21 protein-coding genes and 1 pseudogene are annotated in these 26,312 nt (G+C 70.5%); 9 read left to right on the top strand and 13 right to left on the bottom strand.

What is annotated here, in order from left to right; translation table 11 throughout:
• Positions 1-306 precede the first annotated feature (306 nt).
• Positions 307-789 (bottom strand): ATP-binding protein, encoded by a 483-nt coding sequence (locus tag ACGF8B_RS03225; protein WP_392734241.1) that lies wholly within the window; start codon positions 787-789, stop codon positions 307-309.
• Positions 790-1,201: 412 nt separating this feature from the next.
• Positions 1,202-1,555 carry an STAS domain-containing protein gene (locus ACGF8B_RS03220; protein ID WP_003967428.1) on the bottom strand — a complete coding sequence of 118 codons (354 nt, stop codon included), beginning with the start codon at positions 1,553-1,555 and terminating at the stop codon, positions 1,202-1,204.
• A gap of 78 nt (positions 1,556-1,633) precedes the next feature.
• Between ACGF8B_RS03220 and ACGF8B_RS03215 the strand changes: the two genes are divergently transcribed.
• Entirely contained in the window at positions 1,634-4,207 is a 2,574-nt protein-coding gene (locus ACGF8B_RS03215; RefSeq protein WP_392734239.1) for a DEAD/DEAH box helicase, read from the top strand.
• 43 nt (positions 4,208-4,250) lie between these two features.
• On the opposite strand, the pseudogene ACGF8B_RS03210 reads toward ACGF8B_RS03215, so the two are convergent.
• The 7 genes and pseudogenes from ACGF8B_RS03210 to ssd form a co-directional block, all read right to left on the bottom strand.
• Positions 4,251-4,469, bottom strand: a pseudogene (locus tag ACGF8B_RS03210) (Rv3654c family TadE-like protein); the annotation flags it as partial.
• A gap of 212 nt (positions 4,470-4,681) precedes the next feature.
• A complete protein-coding gene (locus tag ACGF8B_RS03205; protein WP_392734238.1) occupies positions 4,682-5,110 on the bottom strand; it encodes a TadE family type IV pilus minor pilin in 429 nt (142 codons plus the stop codon).
• Positions 5,097-5,312, bottom strand: coding sequence for a DUF4244 domain-containing protein (locus ACGF8B_RS03200; protein WP_371099623.1), 216 nt, complete (start codon positions 5,310-5,312; stop codon positions 5,097-5,099). The genes ACGF8B_RS03205 and ACGF8B_RS03200 overlap by 14 nt, the downstream gene beginning before the upstream one ends.
• 42 nt (positions 5,313-5,354) lie before the next feature.
• Positions 5,355-6,167, bottom strand: coding sequence for a type II secretion system F family protein (locus ACGF8B_RS03195; RefSeq protein ID WP_392734236.1), 813 nt, complete (start codon positions 6,165-6,167; stop codon positions 5,355-5,357).
• On the bottom strand, positions 6,164-7,027 hold the full coding sequence (locus tag ACGF8B_RS03190) for a type II secretion system F family protein (protein ID WP_392734234.1): 864 nt from the start codon (positions 7,025-7,027) through the stop codon (positions 6,164-6,166). Before ACGF8B_RS03190 ends, ACGF8B_RS03195 begins: the two co-directional genes overlap by 4 nt.
• Positions 7,028-7,041: 14 nt before the next feature.
• On the bottom strand, positions 7,042-8,190 hold the full coding sequence (locus ACGF8B_RS03185; RefSeq protein WP_392734232.1) for a TadA family conjugal transfer-associated ATPase: 1,149 nt from the start codon (positions 8,188-8,190) through the stop codon (positions 7,042-7,044).
• On the bottom strand, positions 8,187-9,248 hold the full coding sequence (ssd, locus tag ACGF8B_RS03180; RefSeq protein WP_392734470.1) for a septum site-determining protein Ssd: 1,062 nt from the start codon (positions 9,246-9,248) through the stop codon (positions 8,187-8,189). Before ssd ends, ACGF8B_RS03185 begins: the two co-directional genes overlap by 4 nt.
• 566 nt (positions 9,249-9,814) lie before the next feature.
• Between ssd and ACGF8B_RS03175 the strand changes: the two genes are divergently transcribed.
• Positions 9,815-10,651, top strand: a complete 837-nt coding sequence (locus tag ACGF8B_RS03175) for an HAD family hydrolase (RefSeq protein WP_392734230.1) — start codon at positions 9,815-9,817, stop codon at positions 10,649-10,651.
• 634 nt (positions 10,652-11,285) lie between these two features.
• Here the strand turns inward: ACGF8B_RS03175 and ACGF8B_RS03170 are convergent.
• A complete protein-coding gene (locus ACGF8B_RS03170) occupies positions 11,286-12,110 on the bottom strand; it encodes an oxidoreductase (protein ID WP_392734228.1) in 825 nt (274 codons plus the stop codon).
• A gap of 102 nt (positions 12,111-12,212) precedes the next feature.
• On the opposite strand from ACGF8B_RS03170, the gene ACGF8B_RS03165 reads away from it, so the two are divergent.
• A complete protein-coding gene (locus ACGF8B_RS03165) occupies positions 12,213-13,208 on the top strand; it encodes an ATP-binding protein (RefSeq protein ID WP_392734226.1) in 996 nt (331 codons plus the stop codon).
• A 180-nt stretch (positions 13,209-13,388) separates the two neighbouring features.
• On the opposite strand, the gene ACGF8B_RS03160 is transcribed toward ACGF8B_RS03165, so the two are convergent.
• Positions 13,389-14,864 (bottom strand): hypothetical protein, encoded by a 1,476-nt coding sequence (locus ACGF8B_RS03160; RefSeq protein ID WP_392734225.1) that lies wholly within the window; start codon positions 14,862-14,864, stop codon positions 13,389-13,391.
• Between the two features lie 283 nt (positions 14,865-15,147).
• Between ACGF8B_RS03160 and ACGF8B_RS03155 the strand changes: the two genes are divergently transcribed.
• The 6 genes from ACGF8B_RS03155 (at position 15,148) to ACGF8B_RS03130 (ending at position 23,901) form a co-directional block, all read left to right on the top strand.
• Positions 15,148-18,033: a SulP family inorganic anion transporter gene (locus ACGF8B_RS03155; RefSeq protein ID WP_392734223.1), complete on the top strand. Its 2,886-nt coding sequence runs from the start codon at positions 15,148-15,150 to the stop codon at positions 18,031-18,033.
• A 255-nt stretch (positions 18,034-18,288) separates the two neighbouring features.
• The gene (acs, locus tag ACGF8B_RS03150; RefSeq protein ID WP_392734221.1) at positions 18,289-20,256 is read left to right on the top strand and encodes an acetate--CoA ligase; all 1,968 of its coding nucleotides are present in this window, start codon (positions 18,289-18,291) and stop codon (positions 20,254-20,256) included.
• Between the two features lie 223 nt (positions 20,257-20,479).
• On the top strand, positions 20,480-21,886 hold the full coding sequence (gene nhaA, locus ACGF8B_RS03145) for a Na+/H+ antiporter NhaA (protein ID WP_392734219.1): 1,407 nt from the start codon (positions 20,480-20,482) through the stop codon (positions 21,884-21,886).
• Positions 21,887-21,933: 47 nt separating this feature from the next.
• A complete protein-coding gene (locus tag ACGF8B_RS03140) occupies positions 21,934-22,467 on the top strand; it encodes a phage holin family protein (protein ID WP_392734217.1) in 534 nt (177 codons plus the stop codon).
• Positions 22,464-23,591, top strand: coding sequence for an alpha/beta fold hydrolase (locus ACGF8B_RS03135; RefSeq protein ID WP_392734215.1), 1,128 nt, complete (start codon positions 22,464-22,466; stop codon positions 23,589-23,591). Before ACGF8B_RS03140 ends, ACGF8B_RS03135 begins: the two co-directional genes overlap by 4 nt.
• 106 nt (positions 23,592-23,697) lie before the next feature.
• On the top strand, positions 23,698-23,901 hold the full coding sequence (locus tag ACGF8B_RS03130; protein ID WP_266690092.1) for a hypothetical protein: 204 nt from the start codon (positions 23,698-23,700) through the stop codon (positions 23,899-23,901).
• A gap of 155 nt (positions 23,902-24,056) precedes the next feature.
• On the opposite strand, the gene ACGF8B_RS03125 is transcribed toward ACGF8B_RS03130, so the two are convergent.
• Positions 24,057-25,262: a MarP family serine protease gene (locus ACGF8B_RS03125; RefSeq protein WP_392734213.1), complete on the bottom strand. Its 1,206-nt coding sequence runs from the start codon at positions 25,260-25,262 to the stop codon at positions 24,057-24,059.
• 88 nt (positions 25,263-25,350) lie between these two features.
• A complete protein-coding gene (locus tag ACGF8B_RS03120) occupies positions 25,351-26,238 on the bottom strand; it encodes an NUDIX hydrolase (RefSeq protein WP_392734211.1) in 888 nt (295 codons plus the stop codon).
• Positions 26,239-26,312: the final 74 nt, after the last annotated feature.

Below are 26,312 nucleotides of genomic sequence, written 5' to 3'. Positions count from 1 at the left end.
AGCGGGAGCTGATCAAAACAGTGCGCCGTAAAATGTAATTGACCTTCGCCCGCCGATCATTAAATGATCGCACTCCCGGATGGACCTGAATGCAGTAATGGGGCGGGCACATTTTCTGTAGATCATTGATCACGCATAAATAAAAAAGGCCCTGCTCAGCAGGGCCTCGAAAGACGGATCAAGAAATGGGCCGGGGAAACCGAGGTACAGGTTCGACCGGGCCGGGGCAGGCGGATCGAGTGGGCGGCTCGGGTGGCGGACCGCCCACGAGGCATGCGGCGCCTGCGATGCCTCGGTGGAGCGGCGTCACGGCAACACGGTCGCGGGAGTCTTCGGCCAGCTCATGCGGATCACGCCGCCCTTGGCTCCCGATCTGACTTCCACATCATCGACGAGGCCGCTGATGACCGCGAGACCCATCTCGTCCTCGCCGTCGGCGTCGCTCTCGTGATCCGGCCCATCGAGTCCCGCGCCGGGCGTGGCGCCGCGTGTCGCGGCGGCTTCGACCGGTCCTCCGAGGGCGGGGTCGTCGCCGGGGCCGGGCACCTCGTCGGCGACCTCGACGGAGAAGGACTTCTCCTCCTCGATCAGGGCGACGGAGACCGGTGCGGTGATGCCATGGCTGCGGTGCAGCCCGACAGCGCGGCTGCAGGCTTCACCGACGGCGAGTCTGACCTCGTCGAGCACGGCTTCATCGACCCCTGCACGGCGCGCCACGGCGGCCGCCACGAGGCGGGCCGTCCTGACGTGTTCGGGCTGGGCGCTGAAGCGGAGTTCAACGGTGGCCATGCGATCCCCCTCAGACGTACGGGCGTGCATCCCAGGGGCCCGGGCGTGCTGCCCGGCGTCCCTGCTCTTCTTCCAGATCCGGCGTTGAACCACCGGCACCGACGGGCCGACGGACTCCCGTCCGGCAGCCGGACCGCCCGCGAGCGGTCCAATCACCGAGCGACCGACAGCCGCACGAACGGAACGGAACGAGACCGAACCGCCCGAACGGGCGCGGCCGACAGCCCGTCGGACGACGGACCACCGACCGTCCGATCGGCCTGCCTCACGGCAGTCGGCCGTCGGGCACGCGCGCGTCGCACCGGCCGCCTGGCGGGCTGCCGGTGCGCCGGCCGCGTGCCGAGCCGGCCCTGGGCCGATCCGACCTGCGGACCGGCCTCGGACCGACTGCCGGTCGGTAGCCAGCCGGTCGTCAGTCGGTGGCCGCAACGGCCTCGTCGACCGTGGTGTGAATCGGGAACACCTTGGTCAGGCCGGTGATCCGGAAGATCTTGAGAATGCGCTCCTGGTTGCAGACCAGGCGCAGCGAGCCCTCATGGGCCCGGACACGCTTCAGGCCACCCACGAGCACGCCGAGGCCGGTGGAGTCGAGGAAATCGACGCCTTCCATGTCGACAACCAGGTGGTAGCTGCCGTCATTCACCAACTCGACCAACTGCTCGCGCAGCTTGGGCGCGGTATACACATCAATCTCGCCACCGACCTCGACGACCGTACGGTCGCCACCAGGGCCGGACACATTGCGAGTCGACAAGGACAGGTCCACGGATCCTCCAGCACCTTGCTATCGAGCGGTCGCCCCTCGGTCTCCCCGGCGGAGCCAGGGAACGGATCGCCAGCCGCGATGGCATTCAATCACTTACCAGCAGCCATGCACGACGCCTTGGGGCCATTGTCCGTCACGCCAGTGACACACTCGGTGCCGATGGCCAAGAATCACCGCCCCAGTCGACCACCCGGGAACAGCGACACCAGCCACTCTCCCGCCATGGTCCTCGACCGGCTCGCCGCAGTGGCGGGCCGGTCCGCGCGCATCACTCATACGGAGCACTTGCCCCCGCGTGCGGGAACCCATGCCATCTGGCCCGATCGCATCCGGCCGGAAGTTGTCGCCGCGATCCGGAAGGCCGGAATCGAACATCCGTGGGCGCACCAGTCGGCTGCCGCCGAGCACGCCCTGGACGGCGAATCCGTGGTCATCGCCACCGGCACCGCGTCCGGCAAGTCCCTCGCCTACCTCGCCCCGGTCCTCAGCGCCCTGCTGGACGGCTCCGAGGCCCCGAACGGCCGTGGGGCCACCGCCCTGTACCTGGCGCCCACGAAGGCCCTGGCGGCCGACCAGAGGCGTGCCGTGAAGCAGCTCGCGGCACCGCTCGGCAACGCCATCAGGCCCGCGGTCTACGATGGTGACACCCCGGTCGAGGAACGCGAGTGGGTGCGCCAGTACGCCAACTACGTCCTGACCAACCCCGACATGCTGCACCGCGGGATACTCCCGTCCCATCCCCGCTGGTCCTCCTTCCTGCGTGCCCTGCGCTTCGTCGTCATCGACGAGTGCCACACCTACCGCGGCGTCTTCGGCTCCCACGTCGCCCAGGTCGTACGCCGGCTCCGCCGCCTGTGCGCCCGTTACGGCGCCGACCCGGTCTTCCTCCTCGCCTCCGCCACCGCGGCGGAACCATCCGTCGCGGCCGGCCGCCTCACCGGCCTCCCGGTCAAGGAGGTCGCCGACGACTCCTCGCCGCGCGGCGAGCTGGTCTTCGCGCTGTGGGAGCCGCCCCTGACCGAGCTGCACGGCGAGAAGGGCGCCCCCGTCCGCCGCACCGCCACCGCCGAGACCGCCGACCTCCTCACCGATCTCACCGTCCAGGGCGTCCGCTCGGTCGCCTTCGTACGTTCCCGGCGTGGCGCGGAGCTGATCTCCGTCATCGCGAAGGAGCGCCTCGCCGAGGTGGACCGCTCGCTGCCGGGCCGGGTCGCCGCCTACCGCGGGGGCTACCTCCCCGAGGAACGCCGAGCCCTGGAGCGCGCCCTGCATTCCGGGGAACTGCTCGGACTGGCCGCCACCACCGCCCTCGAACTCGGCATCGACGTCTCCGGCCTGGATGCCGTCGTCATCGCCGGCTATCCCGGTACCAGGGCGTCGCTGTGGCAGCAGGCGGGCCGCGCCGGGCGCTCCGGCCAGGGCGCCCTGGCCGTCCTGGTGGCCCGCGACGATCCGCTGGACACCTTCCTCGTCCACCATCCCGAGGCGCTGTTCCAGCAGCCTGTGGAGTCGACCGTCCTGGATCCGGACAATCCGTACGTCCTCGCCCCCCATCTGTGCGCCGCCGCCGCTGAGCTCCCCCTCACCGCGCCCGACCTGGAGCTGTTCGGCCCGGCCGTGGCGGATCTGCTGCCGCAACTGGAGGCCGCGAAGCTGCTCCGCAAGCGGGCATCGGGCTGGCACTGGACCCGCCGCGAGCGCGCCGCCGATCTCACCGACATCCGTGGTGAGGGGGGCCGCCCCGTCCAGATCGTCGAGGAGGGCACTGGCCGGCTGCTGGGCACCGTCGACGATTCGGCCGCGCACACCGCCGTCCACGAGGGTGCCGTCCACCTCCACCAGGGCCGCACCTACCTGGTCCGGAAACTGGACCTGGAGGATTCGGTGGCCCTGGTCGAGGAAGCCGTCCCGCCGTACTCGACCACCGCCCGCGACACCACCTCCATCGCCGTCCTGGAGACCGACACCGAGATCCCATGGGGCGACGGGCGGCTCTGCTACGGCTCCGTGGAGGTCACCAGTCAGGTCGTCTCCTTCCTGCGCCGAAGGCTGATCACCGGCGAGGTCCTCGGCGAGACCAAACTGGACCTGCCGCCCCGCACCCTGCGTACCCGCGCCGTCTGGTGGACGGTCACCGAGGACCAGCTCGACGCCGCCCGCATCAACCCGGAGATCCTGGGCGGCGCTCTGCACGCCGCGGAGCACGCGTCGATCGGGATGCTGCCGCTCTTCGCCACCTGCGACCGGTGGGACATCGGTGGCGTCGCCGTGCCCCTGCACCCGGACACCCTGCTGCCCACGGTCTTCGTGTACGACGGCCACCCGGGCGGTGCCGGATTCGCCGAACGGGCCTTCCACACCGCCCGTGCCTGGCTGACCGCGACCCGCCAGGCGATCGCGTCCTGCGAGTGCGAGGCCGGCTGCCCTTCCTGCGTCCAGTCCCCCAAGTGCGGCAACGGCAACGAACCCCTGCACAAACGCGGTGCCGTACGGCTCCTCACCGAACTCCTCCGATACGCACCCCCGTCTCCCGGGGAGCCGAGCTCTGCACAGCCTCCGCATCCGGATCGGGCCCCGGAGGGAGAGCCGGGGGCGGAGGCAACGGCTCCGGAGAGCCGGCGGCAGCCGCCGGAGGACCGGCCCGGGACCTGACCGCCGGTGCGTAGGGCCCGAAACTCACCCGGGCCGTCACATCGGCGATCTCCCCGCTCACCGCGCACCGGATCACCACGGCTCCCTGCGCCGCGGCCACCTTCCCAGCCGCGTCACACGCCTCCCCAGGGCTCTGCAGGGCCCGGTCTGCCGCTGCCAGGGCCGCCAGGTCCGCCGCACCACCCGCCCTGTGCCGGACGGCCACCACCTGCCCGAGCGCCAGCACGACCGCGAACACCGCACACAACGTGGCCGTGGTCATGGCCACCCACACCGTGGCCAGCCCCCTGTCCCCGTCTCCGCGGCCTTTGCCACTGCCACTGCCTTTGCTGCTGCCCCTGGCCCTGCCCAGCCACGCGAGGGCAGCCGCACGCCCTCCCTCACCAGTCCCGTCGCTCCCGCCCTTCCCGTCGGTCCCGCGAGTCCCGCGAGTCCCGCGAGTCCTGCCCGTCCTGCCCGTCCTGCCCGTCCCGCTCATTGCGTCGCCCCCACCATGTCCTCGGCCATTGCCGCTGCCTCCGCGTGAAGCGTCAGGGACAGCGGGCCCGGCCCCGGTATCGGCGCCGCCACCCGTACCCTCCACAGCTCCCCGGTCCGTTCCATCGCGACTTCGGCCCCGCCGGGTGCCGCCGAACGAGTCACCTCCAGCACCTGCGCCTCCGGCTCGGAGCGGGCTGCCGCCCTCGCCCCGGCCCTCGCCGCGTCCACGCAGCGGATCTGGGCGGAGGCGGCCATCAGCGCCCAGACCAGCGCCAGGGCGAAGATCGCCAGCACCGGAACCGCCATGGCCGCTTCCGCGGTCACCGCGCCGCGATCCGACGCTCGGGCGTCCGGTCTCCCGTCCGCGATGCGGAAACGGCCTCCGGCGCACACTCCGGGAAGACCGCTCTCAGAACTTCGCATCGAGCGCGTCCTTCAGCAGTGACTGCAATGCGGACATGACCGGCTGGCTGGTGACCACCTTGTAGAGCACCGCCGCGAACGCACAGGCCGCGATCGTCCCCACCGCGTATTCGGACGTCGTCATTCCACTGTCCTGCCGGACCCGACGTGCCATGCCCCGCACCCAGGTCCTGATTCGCTGCACCATTCCGACCCCCGCCATTTCTTAATTCATACTGAATGGATACGTACTTGCCTTTTTCGGTCATGCGGTCTGAAGCAGTCCGGTCGCCAGACCGATCACCACAGGTGCCACTCCGACCGCCAGGAAGGCGGGCAGAAAGCAGAGCCCGACCGGACCGGTGATCAGCACGCCTGCCCGCTGGGCGCGGGCCACGGCAGCACTCGCGCGTTCGGCCCGCATCGCCTCGGCCAGCCGAGCTACCGGCTCCGCCGCCGGAGCCCCGGTCGACCCCGCCCGCTCCAGGCACCGGGCCAGCGCACTCGCACCCGGTATCTCTCCGAACCGCCCCCAGGCCACCGCAGGTTCGCCACCGAGGCGGATCTCCGCGGCGGTCCGTGCCAGGCACCTGCCGACCGGCCCGCCGACCGACTCCCCCACCGCCTCGGCCGCCTCCCGGGGCCCGGCTCCGGCGGAGATGCAGGCCGCCAACAGATCGGCCGCCAACGGAAGCCGGCGTGCGGCCTCCGCCATCTCCGCGAGCCCTGCTCCTGGTTCGGGCCTGTTTCGGCCCAGCTGCCACCGCCGAGCGCCGTACGCGCCCACCAGCCCCGTCACGAACCCCGGCAGGCCGCCGACCAGGACAAAGCCCACCGCGACCACGCCGAGCGGCGCGATCCACTCCTTCACCCGGACACCGAACGCCGTACCTCCGCGCCCTCCCCTGCGCCCATGCCGGCGTTCCGACCCGCCCATCGCCAGCAGCGCCGCGCCCCGGCGGCGTACCGCCCGCCTGCGTCGGAGCCCGGCCAGGGCGAGAGCCGGACACGCGACCGCGCTCAGCACCGCGCACACTGCCGCCATCCGATGAGCGGCTTCGCCGACGACTCCGCTCATGCCGCTTCCCCCGCCCGCACGATCCGGGCCGCCCAGCAGAGCCCGGCCACCTCCAGCAGCCCGCCCGTCACCAGACAGGCCAGCCCGGCCGGCGTGTGCAGCAACACCCGCAGCGGATCGGCCCCGAGCGCCGCGCCCAGCCCCAGGCCCACCACCGGAAGCAGCGCCAGCACAGCCACCGTCGACCAGGCGCCCGCCAGTTGGGCCCGCAACTCCTCCCGTCTGCGCCGCTCGGCCCGCAACGCGTCCTCCAGGCGGTCCAGACCCGCCGCCAACCCGGCACCGCCGTCGACCGCCACCCGCCAACAGGCCGCCACCCCGGCGAGCCCGTCCAGCCCCGGCTCCCGCGCCGCCTGCGTCAGCACCCCCGGCACATCGCCCCCGAACCTCGCCGCGGCGACCACGCCGGCCTCGGCCGCCCCCATCACCTCGGTGCCACGCAGCGCCACCAGTAACGCCTGCCCGGGTTCGTGTCCGGCCCGCAGCTCGCCCACGACCGCACCGCACAGCGCCACCACTCCGGCCGCCCGTCGCTCCCGTTCCTTGCCCAGAGCCCGCCCGCACAGCCACCTCCGCACCAGCGGCACGGCCGCCGCCCCGGCCAGCAGCGGCAGCACCGACTCCCCCAGCACGGCGACGAGCAGCGCCACCGGGACGCAGAGCCACTCCCGCCGCTCCGCCGACCACTTCCGCAGCCACACCCCGGTCCGCTTCCAGCGCGCTCGCAGCGAGGGCCGGACGGCCTCGTCGACGAACAACACCCGGGCCCTCCGCCGCCCATGGTCCTGTGCAACAGCCAGCCAGGTCGCCACCCCGGCACACAGGGCCGCCGCACAACTCATGCCGGCCGACAGCCCCATCGGCGCGCCACCGGTCACAGCGCACCCCCGATCAGCGACCGCAGCCGCTCCCAGCCCCGCTCTTCTACGAATCCTTCGGCGCCCCAGCGCAGCGCGGGTACGGTCACCACCAGCCCTGCCGCGTCCCGCTCCAGAACCTGCACCTCGGCGATCCGCCGCTGCCCGGCCCGGTCCCGTACGAGATGGACCACCACCGACAGCGCGGCCGCCAACTGGCTGTGCAGCGCGGTCCGATCGAGTCCCGCCGCCGTCCCCAGAGCCTCAAGCCGGGCCGGTACGTGCTCGGCCGCGTTGGCGTGAACCGTCCCGCACCCGCCCTCATGGCCGGTGTTCAGCGCGGCCAGCAGCTCGGTGACCTCGGCGCCGCGCACCTCTCCGACCACCAGCCGGTCGGGCCGCATCCGCAGCGCCTGCCGCACCAGGTCCCGGAGAGTCACCCGGCCCGCACCCTCCTGATTGGCAGGGCGCGACTCCAGGCGCACCACATGCGGATGGTCCGGCCGCAACTCCGCCGAGTCCTCGGCGAGCACGATGCGTTCCCGCTCCCCGACCGCACCCAGCAGACTCGACAGAAGCGTCGTCTTCCCGGCCCCCGTACCTCCGCTGATCAGGTACGAGACCCGGGCCTCCACCAGGGCCCGCAGCAGCCGGTCGCCGCCCGGTGGCACCGTCCCCGCGGCGACCAGCTCCGCCAGCGAGAAGGCCCTGGGTCGAACCACCCGCAGCGACAGGCACGTCGAGCCGACCGACACCGGGGGCAGCACGGCATGCATTCGGGTGCCGTCCGGCAGTCTCGCGTCCACCCAGGGGCGGGCGTCGTCCAGCCGCCGCTCCGCCACGGCGGCCAGCCGCTGCGCCAGCCTGCGCACCGCGGCGGCGTCCGTGAAGGTCACCCCCGTGAGTTCGAGGCCCCTGCCCCGGTCCACCCACACCCGGTCCGGTGCGGAGACCAGCACATCCGTGACCTCCGGATCGGCGAGCAGGGGCTCCAGAACTCCGGTCCCGACCAGCTCGCCGCGCAACTCGTCGGCCGCACCGAGCACTTCGGCGTCCCCGAGGAGCCGCCCCTGGGCCCGAAGCGCGGCCGCGACCCCGGCCGGTGTCGGCGCGGTACCGCTCTGCGCGAGCCGCTGCCGTACGGCGTCGAGCAGCGTCTCCGTCATGACGCACCCCCACCGGCGCGGCCCCCCGCGCCCTCCGGGGCGAGCGCCCGCTCCCAGAACGCCGCACAGAACCTGGCCAGCGGACCGCGCGCACTGCCGCCCGGGGGTGCTCCGTCGTCCTGGGCGGTCAGCAGCCCGGCGTCGAGCGGGAGTTCACCGGCGAGCGGGAGCCCCAGCGCCTGTGCCACCCATCGCTCGTCGAGGCCCGCCGCGTACGGCCCGCGGGGCACCACTCGCAGGTCGTCCAGGATCATCCCGGCCATCGACGCGACCCGCTTGGCCGCCGCGACCGCGCGGAGCTCCCCCGGCACCACCAGCAGCCCGAGGTCCAGCTGCGCGAGCGCCTCGGCCACCGATTCGTCGACCCTGCGCGGCAGATCGACGACCACCACCCCGCCGAGCCTGCGTGCGGCGGCCAGCACGGCCCGTATGGCCTGCGGCGGGATGACCACCCAGTCGTCTCGGCCCCAGCTGAGCACCCGTAGTCCGTGCAGCGTCGGCAGTGACTCCTCCAGCGCACCAGCGCCGACCCGCCCCTTGGAATGGGCGAAATCCGGCCATCGCATTCCCTCGGCCCGTTCGCCCCCGAGCAGCACGTCGATGCCCCCGCCGAGCGGATCGCCGTCGATCAGCATGGTCCGCCGCCCGGCCCTGGCCGCCGTCACCGCGAGGGCACAGGCCAGCGTGGACGCGCCCGAGCCACCCCGGCCGCCGATCACTCCCACGGTGAGAGCCGGTCGGCCCACACCCTCCGCCGCATTGGCGATCTGGTCGACGAGCCAGCCCTCCGCATCCGGCAGCCTCAGCACATATTCGGCCCCGATCTCCACGGCCCGGCGCCAGACATCCGGTGCGTCCTGGTCCCGGCCGACGAGCATCACGCCCCGCCTGCGCACCGCCCCTCGGCATCGCCGGGCTGCGTCGTCGCCCACGAGGACCATCGGCGCCTGTTCCCAGGTGCCTCTGCTTTCGGGCGGCGAGTGATGAACTTCCGGCTCCGCTCCGGCGGCGGCACACAGCCGCAGCAGATCGTCGAGCAGTTCCACATCCTCGGTCACGATCAGCGGTCCGCCCCGCCGCCCTCCGGCGGCGGGCAGAGGATCCCGCGCGATGGACTCGGCCACGATCTCCACCCCCTTCTCACTGCACCTTCATCGCGGTTCGCGGTGATCTCGGAGTGTTCCGGGATCGGCGATTCCACAACCCGCGGACTTCGCGGCTGGAATCACCGTGCAGCGCTTCGGAAAATCGTGTGGATCTTGCTCAAAAACTGTGGACAACTCCACCGTTGTGAATAACTCCGTCGCTCATACCGGCGACTTCCGGAGTGCAGCACTTCCGCTACGCACCGTGACGAGTCATGGTGGTGGGGGACGGAACGAGAAGCGGGCCGTCGCGACCGAAACGGAGGCGGAATGCTTGATTCCGAACGACAGAAACGCGTCCGGACATGCGACGACCCCCGCCGGGGGGGAGAGCGGGGGTCGTCCCCACGGCCGACTCGGGGGGGGAGGAGCCGGACCGGGTTAGCACGGTCGCGAACGATCCGTGACTTCCATGGTGTACCCGAGAGCCTTCTCAGGCAAACCCACGCGCCAGAGTTTACGCCGAATGGCGTCCGCCTATGCTCTGCCTTGTGGAAAACCGCTTCTTGCCGCGCACAGCCGCCTTCTTTGACCTGGACAAGACGGTCATTGCGAAGTCTTCGACGCTGACCTTCAGCAAGTCCTTCTACCAAGGCGGACTGATCAACCGCCGCGCTGTACTGCGCACCGCGTACGCACAGTTCGTGTTCCTTGCCGGGGGTGCAGATCACGATCAGATGGAGCGGATGCGGGAATATCTCTCCGCACTCTGCAAGGGCTGGAACGTCCAGCAAGTGAAGGAAATCGTCGCCGAGACCCTGCACGAGCTGATCGACCCCATCATCTACGACGAAGCGGCGACGCTCATCGAGGAGCATCACACCGCCGGGCGCGATGTGGTGATCGTCTCGACCTCGGGCGCCGAGGTCGTCGAGCCGATCGGCGAGCTGCTCGGTGCCGACCGGGTCGTCGCCACCCGAATGGTCGTCGGTGACGACGGCTGCTTCACCGGCGAAGTCGAGTACTACGCCTACGGGCCGACGAAGGCCGAGGCGATCAGAGCCCTCGCGGTGTCGGAGGGGTACGACCTCTCGCGCTGCTACGCCTACAGCGACTCCGCCACTGATGTACCGATGCTGGAGTCGGTCGGCCATCCGCACGCGGTCAATCCGGATCGCGCCCTACGGCGCGAGGCGACCGTCCGGGAGTGGCCGGTTCTCGTCTTCGACCGGCCGGTCCGACTCAAGCAGCGACTGCCCGCGTTCTCGCTGCCACCACGTCCGGCACTGGTCGCTGCGGCAGCGGTGGGAGCGGCGGCCGTCACGGCGGGACTGGTCTGGTACAGCTCACGTCGCCGCGCCGCGGCCTCCGCCTGACGCACCCCCGGGCGGAGGAGTACGGAGCCCTCCGACTCGGCGGTCGGTGCGGAATATCCAACTCGCCCGTAATTGAACCCAAAAGTAAAGAAGTCGGGCCAGCACTACCGCTCACCCCGGCTCTGGAGTACAAATGACTCAACGGCCCGCGAGACCAAGGACATCCGAGAGGATTACCTGTAACGCAGAGACGGCCCCACGGACCGAGCATGAAAACCGAGCACCCACGCGACGTCGACCCGTCGATTACGGGCCAGCCGCACCAGGGAACGGGCAAAGCATCCCGACCTGATGGGCATATATCGAGGACGCATGGTAACTGGGTAGACATGCCAGCGGCGGTACCGAGGACGGTACCGCCGCAACCTTTTTCCCGGAGCAGTGATGCCAATCGGCTCATGAAGCCGATCGGCCGGTGAAGCCGATTCGGCAGGCCAATACAGCAAGTCGAGGCGATAAGTCGACTTGGCGAAGGCATTCGTGAAGTTACCGGGATGAAGTTACCCAGGTGGATTTATCTCGACGCGCACCGCGCAAGCGGCGCCGGCGGACTCGAAACCGGCGCCCGATCGGATCGCGGCCCGGGCCGCGATCCGGCCGTTCCCCATTGACCGACTTCCGCGCGAACGGGTTTCTACGCGGCGCCGCGCTGCAGCGCCTCGCACACCGCCGTCGACTCCCTGACACCCAGCTCCACGGAGCGTCCGCAGTGCGCGATCCAGGCGGCCATCCCCTCCGGCGTCCCCGACAGATAGCCCTCGAACGCCGCGATGTACGCCGCCCGCCCCTGCTCGGCATGCCCCACCTCGGCGGGGCAGATCGACTTGGGGTCGAGCCCGCTCCCGATCAGCACGATCCGCTCGGCGGTCCGCGCGACGAGGCCGTTGTACGACCCGAAGGGGCGCAGGGCCAGCAGTTCGCCGTGCACGACCGCCGAGGTCACCAGCGCGGGCGCCGAGGTGCCGGAAAGAATCAGCCCCGAAAGCCCCTCCAGGCGCCCTGCCACCTCGTCGGCGTCCGGCAGCGGCGCCTCGACCAGCGACTCGTCCACCGGCTCGCCCGCCAGCCTCGGCCGTCCGACGGCGTCGTCGGGTGCCGCTCCGCCGGCCGCGACCAGATGCAGCCGGGCCAGCACCCGCAGCGGTGACTGCCGCCAGATGGAGAGCAGTTGACCCGCCTCGGCGGTCAACCGCAGGGCCGCCCCGATCACGTGCGCCTCGCCGTCACCGCTGAAGTCGGTACGCCGGCGCACCTCCTCCAGGTTCCAGTCGGCGCCCGACAGCGCCGCCGAACCACGGGCACCGCGAAGTGCCGCTTCCGCGGTGACCTCATTGCTGCGGCGCCGCATGACGCGGTGACCGTAGACCCGGTCGACGGCCTTGCGTACGGAGTCCACCGCGTCGGCGACCCCAGGCAGGGCGCCCAGGGCGGCGAGCGGGTCAGGGGCAGTCGTACTCATAGGTAACGAGGCTACGCGTCCACCGCGCCGATACCGCCCGGGAGTGGCCTTCTTCACGAAGTGTGACAGCAGACCGCGATCGCGCCACTACCCTAGGTGAACATGAAGATCGCTTTCGTAGGGAAGGGCGGCAGCGGCAAGACCACGCTGTCCTCGCTCTTCATCCGCCACCTCGCAGCCAATGAAGCCCATGTCGTCGCGGTGGACGCCGACATCAACCAGCACCTCGGGGCCGCGCTCGGCCTCGACGACCAGGAGGCCTCCGCGCTGCCCGCCATGGGAGCGCATCTGCCTCTGATCAAGGAGTATCTGCGCGGCAGCAATCCCCGCATCGCCTCCGGCGAGACGATGATCAAGACGACTCCGCCGGGCGAGGGCTCGCGGCTGCTGCGGGTCGTCGAGGACAACCCGATCTACGACGCGTGCGCGCGCACGGTCCGGCTCGACGACGGGGAGATCCGGCTGATGGCCACCGGCCCGTTCACCGAGTCGGATCTGGGCGTGGCCTGCTACCACTCCAAGGTCGGCGCGGTCGAACTCTGCCTGAACCATCTCGTCGACGGTCCCGACGACTATGTCGTCGTCGACATGACAGCGGGTTCGGACTCCTTCGCTTCGGGGATGTTCACCCGCTTCGACATGACGTTCCTGGTCGCGGAGCCGACCCGTAAGGGCGTCTCGGTCTACCGCCAGTACAAGGAGTACGCGCGGGACTTCGGGGTCGCCCTGAAGGTCATCGGCAACAAGGTGCAGGGCGAGGACGACCTGGAGTTCCTGCGTGCCGAGGTGGGCGACGACCTGCTGGTCAGCGTCGGGCACTCCGACTGGGTGCGTTCGATGGAGAAGGGTCGCCCCGCTCGCTTCGAGCTGCTGGAGGCGGACAACCGGATGGCGTTGCAGGCGCTGCAGAACGCCGCCGAGGACTCGTACGAGCAGCGGGACTGGCAGCGCTACACGCAGCAGATGGTTCATTTCCATCTGAAGAACGCGGAGAGCTGGGGCAACGAGAAGACGGGCGCCGATCTGGCCGCCCAGGTCGACCCCGCCTTCGTTCTCGACGAGCGGTACGCGCAGGACGGCGCCGCTCAGCCCGCCTGAACCTCGGTACCCCGCCGGGCCGTCGGCGCCGCCGGACGGACTCGCTCCGCCCGACGTGAGCCGTCGTGCCCCCGAGCGCCGGACAGGATCGGTTCCTCCACCCGTCCGGCGCTCGACGCACGGCCCCTGCCCGTCCGGTCCGGCGCATGACGTGCCGGCCATGCCCGAAGTCCGCGCGGCTCAGCGGCCGGACTTGCCCCCGCCGGGGCCCGCGTGGGCCTTGTCGGCGCCCGTGGTCCGGCCGGTTCCGGAAGTTTCCGCTCCGTCGAGGAACGCGGTCCATCCCTTCTCGGGCGCCTGGCCGACATCGAGCGTGCCGAGTTTCGCCAGCGTCGCCGGGTCCTGGGCGTCCAGCCAGTCGGCCAGTTGCCGGAAGGAGACGCAGCGGACACCCGCCTTGGTGCAGACCGTCGCGATGGTGTCCTCGACGGCACGCATGTAGGTACCGCCGTTCCAGGACTCGAAGTGGTTGCCGATGATCAGCGGGGCACGGTTGCCGTCGTACGAGCGGTCGAAGGCCTGGAGCAGGCCGTCACGCATCTGGTTGCCCCAGTACTCGTGCATGTCCGGGTCGCCCTGCGTCGTCGTACCGGACTGGTTGAACATGAAGTTGTAGTCCATCGACAGGGTCTCGAACTCGCGGCCCGGCACGGGCACGAGCTGCATCGAGAGGTCCCAGACACCGTCCTTCTTCTTCGGCCAGACCTGGTTGTCGACCCCACTGGAGTCGTAGCGGAAGCCCATCGTCCGTGCCGCTGCCACCATGTTCTTCTGCCCTTCCAGGCAGGGGGTGCGGCCACCGATGAGTTCCTTGTCGTAGTCGAAGGGGAGCGGCTTCTCCTCTTCGAGGCCCGGGTCGTTGGTCTTCCAGTTCTTCACGAAGGACTTGGCCTGACTGATCTCGGCCTTCCACTGGTCGACGGACCAGGTTCCGACGCCGCCCTCGGGGCCGCAGAAGTGCCCGTTGAAGTGGGTGCCGATCTCGTCACCGTCCTCCCAGGCCGCGCGCACCTGGGTGATGGTGTCCCGGATTCCCTTGGTGTCGTTGAAGCCGATGTCGGAGCTACCGGCGTTGTGCTTCGGCGGGTCGTAGAGCTCCCGCTTGTCCTCCGGCAGCATGTACACGCCGCTGAGGAAGTACGTCATGTTCGCGTGGTACTTCCTGCCGACCTCACGGAAGTGCGAGAACAGCTTCTGACTGTCCTCACCTGCGCCGTCCCAAGAGAACACCACGAACTGCGGGGGCTTCTGACCGGGCGCCAGACGCTTGGCCACGGGCTGCTTCGGCTGACTGCCGGTGAACGCGGTGGATCCGTCGCCGATCAGCCGGAAGACACTGCCGGGCGCGGCGGGGGCCTTGAGAGCCTCAGGGGCCTTCTTCTTCGGGGCGGGCGCCTTCTTCGCCGCCCCCGGACCGGCGGCACCGGCACCTCCGCCGGAACCGGAGGAGCACCCGGCCACTCCCGCGGTCAGCGCGACGGCCACGACCCCCAGGGCGACCCGCCCGACAGCGACCCTCGCCGCAACGGCCTTCCTCGCTACGGCCTTCGTCGCGACACCCTCCTTCGCGACCGTCCTCGTCGCGACCACCTTCGTCGCGACGACCTTCTTCGTAACGGCTCTCTTCGCAGCGACTCTCCTCGTGGCGGCCATCATTTGCCCACCTCTTCCTTGCAGGTAATTTGCGTCGAAGTGCCGACACGGCGCGGTCAAGTTCGCACGCGGTCCGGTCGAGGTCGATGCGACATACCGAATGAAAAGATGCTTATTCACCTCAATGGGTGATCACATGGCCCATTTGATCGCAAGTGTGGACGCATGTCTTTACTCTCCATTACGATCTGTTTACTGAGAGTTGAGAAATCCCGCCGCTGCACGCCGTGACCCACGGCCGCGTCCCCACATTCCGCGACCGCGCTGCCCCGGAGGAGACGGGAACATGTCTGCTTGCGTCCCCACTCGTCACAACCACCCATCCCGCAGTTCACGTCCACCACGCGCCTCGGGAGTGAAGCGACCACACAGCCCGCCGCCACCGCGCGGCGGTCGATTCCGTATCGCGGGCGCCGATCTGTCCGCATCGATCACGGTCTTCCTGCTCGCCGTCCCCATGTCGCTCGGCCTCGCCGTCGCCATGGACGCCCCGCTGGAAGCCGGCCTCATCTCCGCCGCGATCGGCGGCATCGTCGCCGGGCTGCTCGGCGGCACCCCACTCCAGGTCAGCGGCCCGTCCGCCGGACTGACCGTCGTCACAGCCGAGTTGATCCAGATCTACGGCTGGCGCACCACCTGCGCGATCACCATCGGTGCCGGACTCCTCCAGATCCTGCTCGGCTCCCTGCGGGCGGCGCGCAGCGCTCTCGCCGTCAGCCCCGCCATCGTCCACGGCACCCTCGCCGGCATCGGCGTGGCCATCGCGCTCGCCCAGCTGCACATCGTGCTCGGCGGATCGCCGCAGAGTTCAGCCGTGGCCAATGCCCTGGCACTCCCCGACCAGTTGGACCGGGTGAGCCCTGCTGCCCCACTCATCGGCACGCTGACCATCAGCGTCCTGATCCTTTGGCCCCGGATCCCGGGCCGGATCGGCAGATCCGTACGACGGATTCCGGCCGCCCTCGCCGCGGTGGTGACCGCTACGGCGGTGGCTGCGATGGTCGCGCCCGGTATCGCCCGGGTCGATCTGCCGTCCTGGCGCTCGCACGCCCTGCCGGAAATGCCGCACGGACCCGTACTCGCCCTGGCCACCGCTGTGTTCACGGTGATGCTGGTGGCCAGCCTGGAGTCACTGCTCGCTGCGGTGGCCATCGACAAGCTGTCGGCCGACCGCACCGCCGAGCAGACGGCCGCCCGGCCCGGGGCCGGCACGGCACCGCCGCCCACACCGACCACACCCGCACTGGCGCTCGCGCTCCCGTCCGGGACATCGGCACCAACCGCATCTCTCGCCCTGCCCGCCAGACGCTCCGACCTCGACCGGGAGCTGCGCGCCCAGGGCATCGCCAACACGCTGTCCGGGCTGGTGGGCGGGCTGGCCGTGTCCGGTGGTGCGGTGCGCAGCTCGGCGAACGTGCGCGCCGGGGCGACCGGTCGCGCCTCCACCGTGCTGCACGGCGTCTGGGTGCTGCTCGCCACCGGGCTGCTGGTCACCGTGCTGGAGTGGATCCCGCTGGCCGCGCTCGCCGCGCTGGTGATGATGGTCGGCATCCAGATGGTGAGTTTCGCCCACATCCGCAACGTCCATAAGCACCGCGAATTCCTGGTGTACGGGGCGACGATCACCGGCGTGGTCCTCTTCGGCGTACTCAAGGGCGTGGCGATCGGCATCGCGGTGGCGGTGGCGGTCGCCCTGCACCGGCTGGCCCGGACCAGGATCACGGTCACCGATCAGGGCGGCCGGCATCTGGTCGTCGTACGGGGCCAGTTGACGTTCCTCGCGGTGCCCCGGCTCAGCCGTACGCTCGGCCAACTGCCCCAGGACGGTGACGCCGTCGTCGAACTGGACGGCTTCTTCATGGACCACGCGGCGTACGAGGCGATCCAGGGCTGGAGCACGGCCCAGACCGCCCATGGCGGCAGGGTCGTGTTCACCGGCAGGTCCGGTGGCCGGATCGCCGAGCCCGCCTCGGCGGCGCACTCCTGTTGCCGCCCCTGGACTCCGTGGCGCAACCACCACTGCCACGACCAGCCCGGCCGTGCGCCGGAAGCAAGCCATGACCTCGGCCCCGGCCCCCGCCCCGGCCCCGGCCCCGGCCCCGGCCCCAGGCTCCGACTCGGACTCGGACTCGGTAAACGGTCCACCGGCACCGGCCGCAGCCGCCGCGCCGCCCGTGTCGGCAGCGCTGCCGACGTCGGCAGCGCCGGAAGCATTGCCGACACCAGCAACACCGGCAGCGCCGATCACAGCGGCCCCACCGGCCGCGATGCCAACTGTCCAGCCCACCACCCCGTCGGCCACCCCGCATCCCACGACGCGAGCCATGACACGACCACCGACAACCCGAGCAACGCCCCCACCCACACCCCTGACCTCACCTCAGCCCCCACCCACACCCCTGGCCTCACCCCAGCCCCCACCCCCGCACCGGTTCCCGAGGCCCCCCGCCCGACCGGCGGCAATCGGCTGATCAGCGGTCTGAGTTCGTTCCAGCGCAACACCGCTCCGCTGGTGCGCGACGAACTGGCCCGTCTGGCCGTCGAGGGTCAGCGCCCGTCGCAGCTCTTCATCACCTGCGCCGACTCCCGCCTCGTCACCAGCATGATCACGGCGAGCGGCCCCGGTGACCTGTTCACCGTGCGGAACATCGGCAATCTGGTGCCCCTGCCGGACGCCGAATCCGGGGACCACTCGGTGGGTGCGGCGATCGAGTACGCGGTGGATGTACTGAAGGTGGAGTCCATCACCATCTGCGGGCATTCCGGCTGCGGAGCGATGCAGGCGCTGCTCGGCGGCGAACCGGACCGGGATGCTCCGGCCACGTCCCTGTGGCGGTGGCTGAGACACGGGCTGCCCAGCCTGAAGCGGATGGCGTCCCGGCACCACGCCTGGGCCCGGATCTCCGGGCGGCTGCCGACCGACGCGCTGGAGCAGCTCTGCCTCACCAATGTGGTCCAGCAGCTGGACCATCTGCGGGCACACGAATCGGTGGCCCGGCGGCTCGCCGAGGGCACGATCCGACTGCACGGCATGTACTTCCACGTGGGCGAGGCCCAGGCCTATCTGCTGACCGAGGGTGCCAGCAGCGGGCTGGAGCTCGACGAGGTCTTCGACCGCGTGGACCCCGGCGACACTCCCGGTTCCGGCGAGTTGGAACGCACCGGCGTCTGAACCTCGTTCGCCCCCGGTCCGTGAGACCTTGTGGTCCTGCCTCCCCGCTGCGGCGCGGCGCATTGCACCGCTCCGTGTCGCTCTGCGGCGCATTGCACAGCTCCCCGCACTGTGCCGTACCGCGTCGCGCCGCACGTGGACGCGGGGCCGTGTCTCCATACACGAGACACAGGTCTAAACCAATTCCGGGCAGGCACTTGTCACCTGGCCTTTGGCCTGATGAGCTATGCCCGGGACACAACGGACACCCTGGGAATGGGAGATGTCGTGAGCAACGAAAGCTTGGCCAATCTGCTTCGTGAGGAGCGGCGGTTCGCACCGCCTGCCGATCTGGCCGCGAACGCCAACGTCAAGGCGGAGGCGTACGAGCAGGCCGAGGCGGACCGGCTGGGCTTCTGGGCCGAGCAGGCCCGTCGCCTGACCTGGGCCACGGAGCCGACCGAGACGCTCGACTGGAGCAACCCGCCCTTCGCGAAGTGGTTCGCGGACGGCAGGCTCAACGTCGCGTACAACTGCGTGGACCGTCATGTCGAGGCGGGCAACGGCGACCGGGTCGCCATCCACTTCGAGGGCGAGCCCGGCGACAGCCGCGCCATCACCTACGCACAGCTCAAGGAAGAGGTCTCCCGCGCCGCCAACGCGCTCATCGAGCTCGGTGTCGGCAAGGGCGACCGGGTCGCCGTCTATCTGCCGATGATCCCCGAGGCCGCCGTCGCGATGCTGGCCTGCGCCCGCATCGGCGCAGCCCACTCGGTGGTCTTCGGCGGCTTCTCCGCCGACGCCATCGCCGCCCGCATCCAGGACGCGGACGCCAAGGTCGTCATCACCGCCGACGGCGGCTACCGCCGGGGCAAGCCGTCCGCGCTGAAGCCCGCCGTGGACGACGCCGTCTCCCGTATCGACAGCGTCGAGCACGTCCTCGTGGTCCGGCGCACCGGCCAGGACACCGCATGGACCGAGGGCCGCGACGTCTGGTGGCACGAGATCACCGGCCGGCAGTCCGCCGAGCACACCCCCGAGGCCTTCGAGGCGGAGCAGCCGCTCTTCATCCTCTACACCTCCGGCACGACGGGTAAGCCGAAGGGCATCCTGCACACCTCCGGCGGCTACCTCACGCAGGCGGCGTACACGCACAACGCGGTCTTCGACCTCAAGCCGGAGACCGATGTCTTCTGGTGCACCGCCGACATCGGCTGGGTGACCGGCCACTCGTACATCGTCTACGGCCCGCTGGCCAACGGTGCGACGCAGGTCATGTACGAGGGCACACCCGACTCCCCGCACCAGGGGCGCTTCTGGGAGATCGTGCAGAAGTACGGCGTCACGATCCTCTACACCGCGCCGACCGCGATCCGCACGTTCATGAAGTGGGGTGACGACATCCCCGCCAAGTTCGACCTGAGCAGTCTCCGGGTCCTCGGTTCGGTCGGTGAGCCGATCAACCCCGAGGCGTGGATGTGGTACCGCAAGCACATCGGCGCCGACAAGTGCCCGATCGTGGACACCTGGTGGCAGACCGAGACCGGCGCGATGATGATCTCGCCGCTGCCGGGCGTGACGGAGACCAAGCCGGGCAGCGCCCAGCGCGCCCTGCCCGGTATCGCGGCCACGGTCGTCGACGACGAGGCCAACGAGGTTCCCGACGGCGGGGGCGGCTATCTCGTCCTCACCGAGCCGTGGCCGTCGATGCTCCGCACCATCTGGGGCGACGACCAGCGCTTCATCGACACCTACTGGTCGCGCTTCGAGGGCAAGTACTTCGCGGGTGACGGTGCCAAGAAGGACGAGGACGGCGACATCTGGCTGCTCGGCCGGGTCGACGACGTGATGCTCGTGTCCGGGCACAACATCTCGACCACCGAGGTCGAGTCGGCACTCGTGTCACACCCGTCGGTCGCCGAGGCGGCCGTGGTCGGCGCCGCCGACGAGACGACCGGCCAGTCCATCGTCGCGTTCGTGATCCTGCGCGGCACGGCCGAGCCCTCCGACGAGCTGGTCGCGGAGCTGCGCAACCACGTCGGTGCCACGCTCGGCCCGATCGCCAAGCCCAAGCGGATCCTGCCGGTCGCCGAGCTGCCGAAGACCCGCTCCGGAAAGATCATGCGGCGTCTGCTGCGGGACGTCGCCGAGAACCGCGAGGTGGGAGACGTCACCACCCTGAGCGACTCCTCGGTGATGGACCTGATCCAGGCCCAGCTGCCGTCGTCCTCCTCCGAGGACTGATCGGCAGGCTGAGCAGTACGTCCCCGAGGGGCATCCGGCAACGCGCCGGATGCCCCTCGGACATTTAAGGTGAAGATCACCGGATACAGCCCCGCACGCCCCGGGTACAGTGACTGCTGCGTCAACAAAACAATAAGAAAACTCCACAGGGGTGCCGGGAAGTCTGGTCGGCAAGTGCATCAGCCATGCCATCGCTGCCGTACCGACCCGGAGGTCCCCACTCGTGGCCGCGCCCACCCCCGCACCCCCTTCGCCCCGCCGCACCCTGCTCGGACGGCTCTCCCTCCCCGAGCGGAACTACCTCGCGGAGGCCCTGCGCACCGAGACCGTGGGCGGGGTGATCCTGCTGGTCGCAGCGGTTGCCGCGCTGGTGTGGGCGAACACCTTCGGCTCCAGTTATGCCTCGGTCAGCGACTTTCACTTCGGGCCGGATTCGCTGGGCCTCAACCTCTCCGTGGCGCACTGGGCGGCCGACGGGCTGCTCGCGATCTTCTTCTTCGTCGCGGGAGTCGAACTCAAGCGGGAACTGGTCGCGGGGGAACTGCGCGACCCCAGGGCGGCCGCCCTCCCGGTCGTCGCCGCGCTGTGCGGAATGGCGGTTCCGGCCGTCGTCTACACGCTGGTGAACGTGGTCGGCGGAGGTTCGACGGACGGCTGGGCCGTCCCCACCGCCACCGACATCGCCTTCGCGCTCGCCGTCCTCGCGGTCATCGGCACCTCGCTGCCGAACGCGCTGCGCGCCTTCCTGCTGACCCTGGCCGTGGTCGACGACCTCTTCGCGATCCTGATCATCGCGATCTTCTTCACCGAGCAGATCAACTTCACGGCGCTGATCGGCGCCTTCGTCGGCCTGGCCGTCTTCTATCTGCTGCTGCGCAGGAACGTGCGCGGCTGGTACATCTACATACCGCTCGCCCTGGTCATCTGGGGCCTGATGTACAACAGCGGCATCCACGCCACGATCGCCGGCGTCGCCATGGGCCTGATGCTCCGCTGCACCCGGCGGGAGGGCGAGAACCACTCGCCCGGCGAGCACATCGAGCACCTGATCCGCCCGCTGTCGGCCGGTCTCGCCGTGCCGCTGTTCGCCCTCTTCTCGGCCGGGGTCTCCCTCTCCGGAGACGCGCTGGCGGATGTCTTCACCCGGCCCGAGACGCTCGGTGTCGTCCTGGGCCTCGTCGTCGGCAAGACCGTGGGCATCTTCGGCGGTACGTGGCTGGCCACCCGATTCACCAAGGCGGAGCTGAACAAGGAGCTGGCCTGGGCCGATGTCTTCGCGGTCGCCTCACTCGCCGGCATCGGCTTCACCGTCTCGCTGCTCATCGGCGAGCTGGCCTTCGCCGGCGACGAGACAACGATCAACGAGATCAAGGCCGCCGTGCTGATCGGTTCCCTGACGGCCGCCGTGTTCTCCGGTGTACTGCTCAAACTGCGGGTACGTAGACACCGGGAGCTGCACGAGGCGGAGGAGCTCGACGAGGACCAGGACGGGGTGCCCGACATCTACGAACAGGGCGACCCGGCGTACCACCTGCGGATGGCCGCGATCCACGAGAAGAAGGCGGCCGAGCATCGCCGCCTTGCCCAACTGGCGGGGGCGGCGAGCAACGAGCCGGACAGTCCGGCATGATCTGACACCAGATGTGTTCAGCAGCAGGACTGGAGAGGGAGTCAGGGATGAGCGACCCCGGCAACAACGCGGGCAGCGCCGACCGCAGTCTCGGGCAGCTGGTCGCCTCGGCGACGGCGGAGATGTCCGCGCTGGTGCATGACGAGATCGCCCTGGCCAAGGCCGAGGTCCGGCAGGACGTCAAGCGCGGGGCGATCGGCAGTGTGGCGTTCATCGTCGCGGGCGTACTGCTTCTGTTCATGATGCCGATGCTGAGCTTCGCGGCCGCCTACGGAATCCACAACCTGGGGATGGGCCTGGCGTGGTCGTTCCTGATCGTGGCCGGCGGGTTCTTCCTCCTGGCGGTCCTGCTGGGGCTGATCGGCCGGCTCAAGTTCAAGAAGGTCAAGCCGCCGGAGAAGTCCATCGCCTCGGCGAAGCAGACGGCCGCCGTGCTCCAGGGCGTCAAGCCGCACCCGCGGCCCGCCGTCCCGGCAGGAACGAGCCTTCCGGCTGCCTCCGGCAGCACGCTGACGGGCAAGGCCATCGAGAAGGCTCCGGTCCAGGACAAGGGCTCCTCTGTGGCACGCTCGTCCACATGACGGTCCCCGATTCCAGCGCATTCGGCCCGGTAGGCCCCGTAGGCCCGGAAGGTCAGGCATCCCCTGCGGACAGGGGCGACCGGGCAGGCTCGGGCAGCACCTCAGGCCCTGCGAACTCACCCGACTCGACCGGCCCGGCCACCCCGACCGGCCCGGCCACCCCGACCGGCCCGACAGGCTCGACCGACGCACCCGTCCCGGCGGCCTCCGGTGGGCCCGTGCGGATCGACGGGCCGTGGACCCACCGGGACGTGGCGGCCAACGGCGCCCGTTTCCACATCGCCGAGCTCGGCGATGGGCCGCTGGTGCTGCTGCTGCACGGCTTCCCGCAGTTCTGGTGGACCTGGCGCCACCAGCTCACCGCGCTGGCCGACGCCGGCTTCCGGGCCGTGGCGATGGATCTGCGCGGGGTCGGCGGCAGCGACCGTACGCCCCGGGGTTACGACCCCGCCAACCTGGCGCTCGACATCACCGGCGTGATCCGCTCGCTCGGCGAACCGGACGCGGCCCTGGTCGGCCATGACATGGGCGGCTACCTCGCCTGGACCGCCGCGGTGATGCGTCCGAAGCTGGTGCGCCGCCTCGTGGTCTCCTCGATGCCGCATCCGCGCCGCTGGCGTTCCTCGATGCTCTCCGACTTCGCGCAGTCCCGGGCCGGCTCGTACATCTGGGGCTTCCAGCGACCGTGGGTTCCGGAACGTCAGCTCGTCGCGGACGACGCGGCGTTGGTCGGCCGGCTGATCCACGAATGGGCGGGCCCCCGGACCCCTGAGTTTCCCGACGACGCGACGGTGGACGTCTACCGGCGCGCGATGTGCATCCCGTCGACGGCGCACTGCTCGATCGAGCCGTACCGCTGGATGGTGCGGTCCCTCGCCCGTCCGGACGGCATCCAGTTCAACCGGCGGATGAAACTGCCGGTGCGGGTACCGACTCTGCATCTGCACGGTTCACTCGATCCGGCGATCCGTACCCGAAGCGCGGCGGGGTCCGGCGAGTACGTCGAAGCTCCCTACCGTTGGCGACTTTTCGACGGTCTGGGGCACTTCCCCCACGAGGAGGACCCGGACGGGTTCTCGGCCGAACTCATCAACTGGCTCAAGGATCCGGAGCCCGACCGGTAGCCGCAGAGGCACAGTTGTCCGTCGAACGGCCAATTGCCCGGCGCATAGGCCAATTGGCTGACGGATGGGCGGTTACCGACCATGAGGCACGGGCAGACGTCCCGGTATGGGCTGGACGCACGACTTCGGTGACGCAGCACGCAACCGCCGCTCGACCGCCACGGCGAGTCCGAGCACTCATGAGGGGGGCGGCCCCCAGGGCCGGGTGCACGATATGCAGGTTCTGCACGATCCCCGGCTCGGTATTCCGCGCATTCTGCGCCGCAGGGCCCGCTGGGTCTCGGCGCGGCTGCGCCATCCACGCGGATGATGTCCGCCCCGGTCGGCCGGTGAACGCTCACCGGCCGGGCGGGACTTCACCACACTTCTCCCGGTCTCGACGGGCCGCGCCTCGGTGACCGTGCCGGGCCCGTTTCTGACGCTCAGCGGGCACACCGCAGGCGCCCGGCGGACCTCAGCAGCCGCTCAGAGCGCGCACACCTGGCTGTCGACCTGCTGGTTGGCGGCGCGGCCGCGTGCGATGTCCTGACGGATCTCGTCCGCCGTCAGCGCGTACCCGGTGTCGGGGTCGTCGAGCGACTTGGCGAACACCACGCCGTACACCTCGCCCGCCGGGGTCAGCAGCGGTCCGCCGGAGTTGCCCTGGCGGACCGTCGCGTAGAGCGAGTACACATCGCGGTGGACGGTGCCCCGGTGGTAGATGTCCGGTCCGCCCGCGTTGATACGGCCCCGGACCCGCGCCGCCCGTACGTCGTACGAGCCGTTCTCCGGGAACCCCGCGACGATGGCGCTGTTCCCCGTCCGGGCGTCGCTGTCGGGGCCGGCGAACCGCAGCGGCTTCGCGTCGAGGTCCGGTACGTCGAGCACGGCGATGTCGCGCCGCCAGTCGTACAGGACGACCTTCGCGTCGTACACCCGGCCCTGGCCGCCGATCTGGACGGTCGGCTCGTCGACGCCTCCGACGACGTGCGCGTTGGTCATCACCCGGCGGTCGGAGAAGACGAAGCCGGTGCCTTCGAGGACCTTGCCGCAGCCCGGGGCCGTGCCGACGACCTTGACGATGGACTTCTTGGCGCGGGCCGCGACGGGGCTGCCCACCAGCGCCGGGTCCGGGGCCTTGACCTCGGTGATCGGCTCGTTGGCGAACGGGCTGAAGACCTGCGGGAAGCCGTTCTGGGCGAGGACCGAGGAGAAGTCCGTGAACCAGGTGGAGGCCTGCGCCGGCATCACCCGGGAGATGCCGAGCAGGACCGAGGAGCTGCGGACCTCCTTGCCCAGCGTCGGCAGCGTGGTGCCGGCCAGCGCGGAGCCGATCAGCCAGGCGACCAGCAGCATCGCGACGACGTTGACCAGGGCGCCGCCGGTGGCGTCGAGGGCACGCGCGGGCGACCAGGTGATGTACCGGCGGAGCTTGTTGCCCAGGTGGGTGGTGAATGCCTGGCCCACCGAGGCGCAGACGATCACGATGACGACGGCGACGACGGCGGCCGTCGACGAGACCTCGGAACCGTCCGTCAGCTGGTCCCACAGGATCGGCAGCAGATAGACGGCGACGAGGCCGCCGCCCAGGAACCCGAGCACCGACAGGATGCCGACGACGAACCCCTGTCGGTAGCCGATGACCGCGAACCACACGGCGCCGGCCAGCAGCAGGATGTCCAGCACGTTCACCGTCTATAGCCTCGCAGATTCGTCACCGGGCCCGTTCCTTCGGCTGGCTCCGGGCGGGGCCGGACAGCGCAGCACGGGAGTCAGACTGTCATGCGCGCCAGTCGAGCGGCACCTGCTTGGCCCTGTCCCAGGGGCGCTCCCAGCCGGCGAAGTGCAGAATCCGGTCGATCACCCCGGCGGTGAAACCCCAGACCAGGGCGGATTCGACCAGAAATGCCGGACCCCGGTGGCCGCTCGGGTGGACCGCGGTCGCGCGGTTGGCCGGATCCGTGAGATCCGCCACGGGAACGGTGAAGACCCGGGCCGTCTCACCCGGATCGACGACGCCGACCGGACTCGGCGAGCGCCACCAGCCGAGGACCGGTGTCACGACGAAGCCGCTCACGGGGATGTAGAGCCGGGGCAGCACGCCGAAGAGCTGGACCCCGCGCGGATCGAGACCGGTCTCTTCCCTGGCCTCCCGCAGGGCGGCCCTGAGCGGCCCCGTCGTCGCCTGGTCGCCGTCCTCCGGATCCAGGGAGCCACCGGGGAAGGAAGGCTGTCCGGCATGGGAACGCAAGCTTCCGGATCGCTCCATGAGGAGCAGCTCGGGGCCGCGCTCGCCCTCGCCGAACAGTACGAGCACGGCGGACTGCCGCCCGGCGCCGCTCTCCGGCGGCAGGAAGCGGCTGAGCTGGTCGGGCTCGATGGTCCGCGCGGCACTGGCCACGGGGTCGAGCCAGACGGGCAGCCCCTCGGTCGTGACGGCGATCGCGGCGTCCTCATCGCCGGCGGTCGTGGCCGCGGCCGCCGCGACCGCCGCAGCGGGGCTGACCGCAGCAGGGCCTGCCGCTGCCCTGCTTCCCGCTGCCGGGTTTCCCGCTGCCGAGTCGCCCGCGACGGGTGCGGTGGGTCTTGCGGCTGCGGGGCCGGTCACCGCCCGGTCCGCAGCCGCGGGAGCCGCTGCCGTATCCGTGCTCTGTTCGTGCGTCTTCATAGGCACCCCTCGTTTCACAACGCCTGTCATCACGCATTTCGTTCCGGCCGCTCCGGCCACCGCTGCCGTTCCGG

It is taken from the genome of Streptomyces sp. NPDC047917 (assembly GCF_043204345.1).
Taxonomy (GTDB): domain Bacteria; phylum Actinomycetota; class Actinomycetes; order Streptomycetales; family Streptomycetaceae; genus Streptomyces; species Streptomyces sanglieri.
Note: the sequence above shows the minus strand (reverse complement) of the source record. Positions and strands in the feature narration are given on the sequence as shown.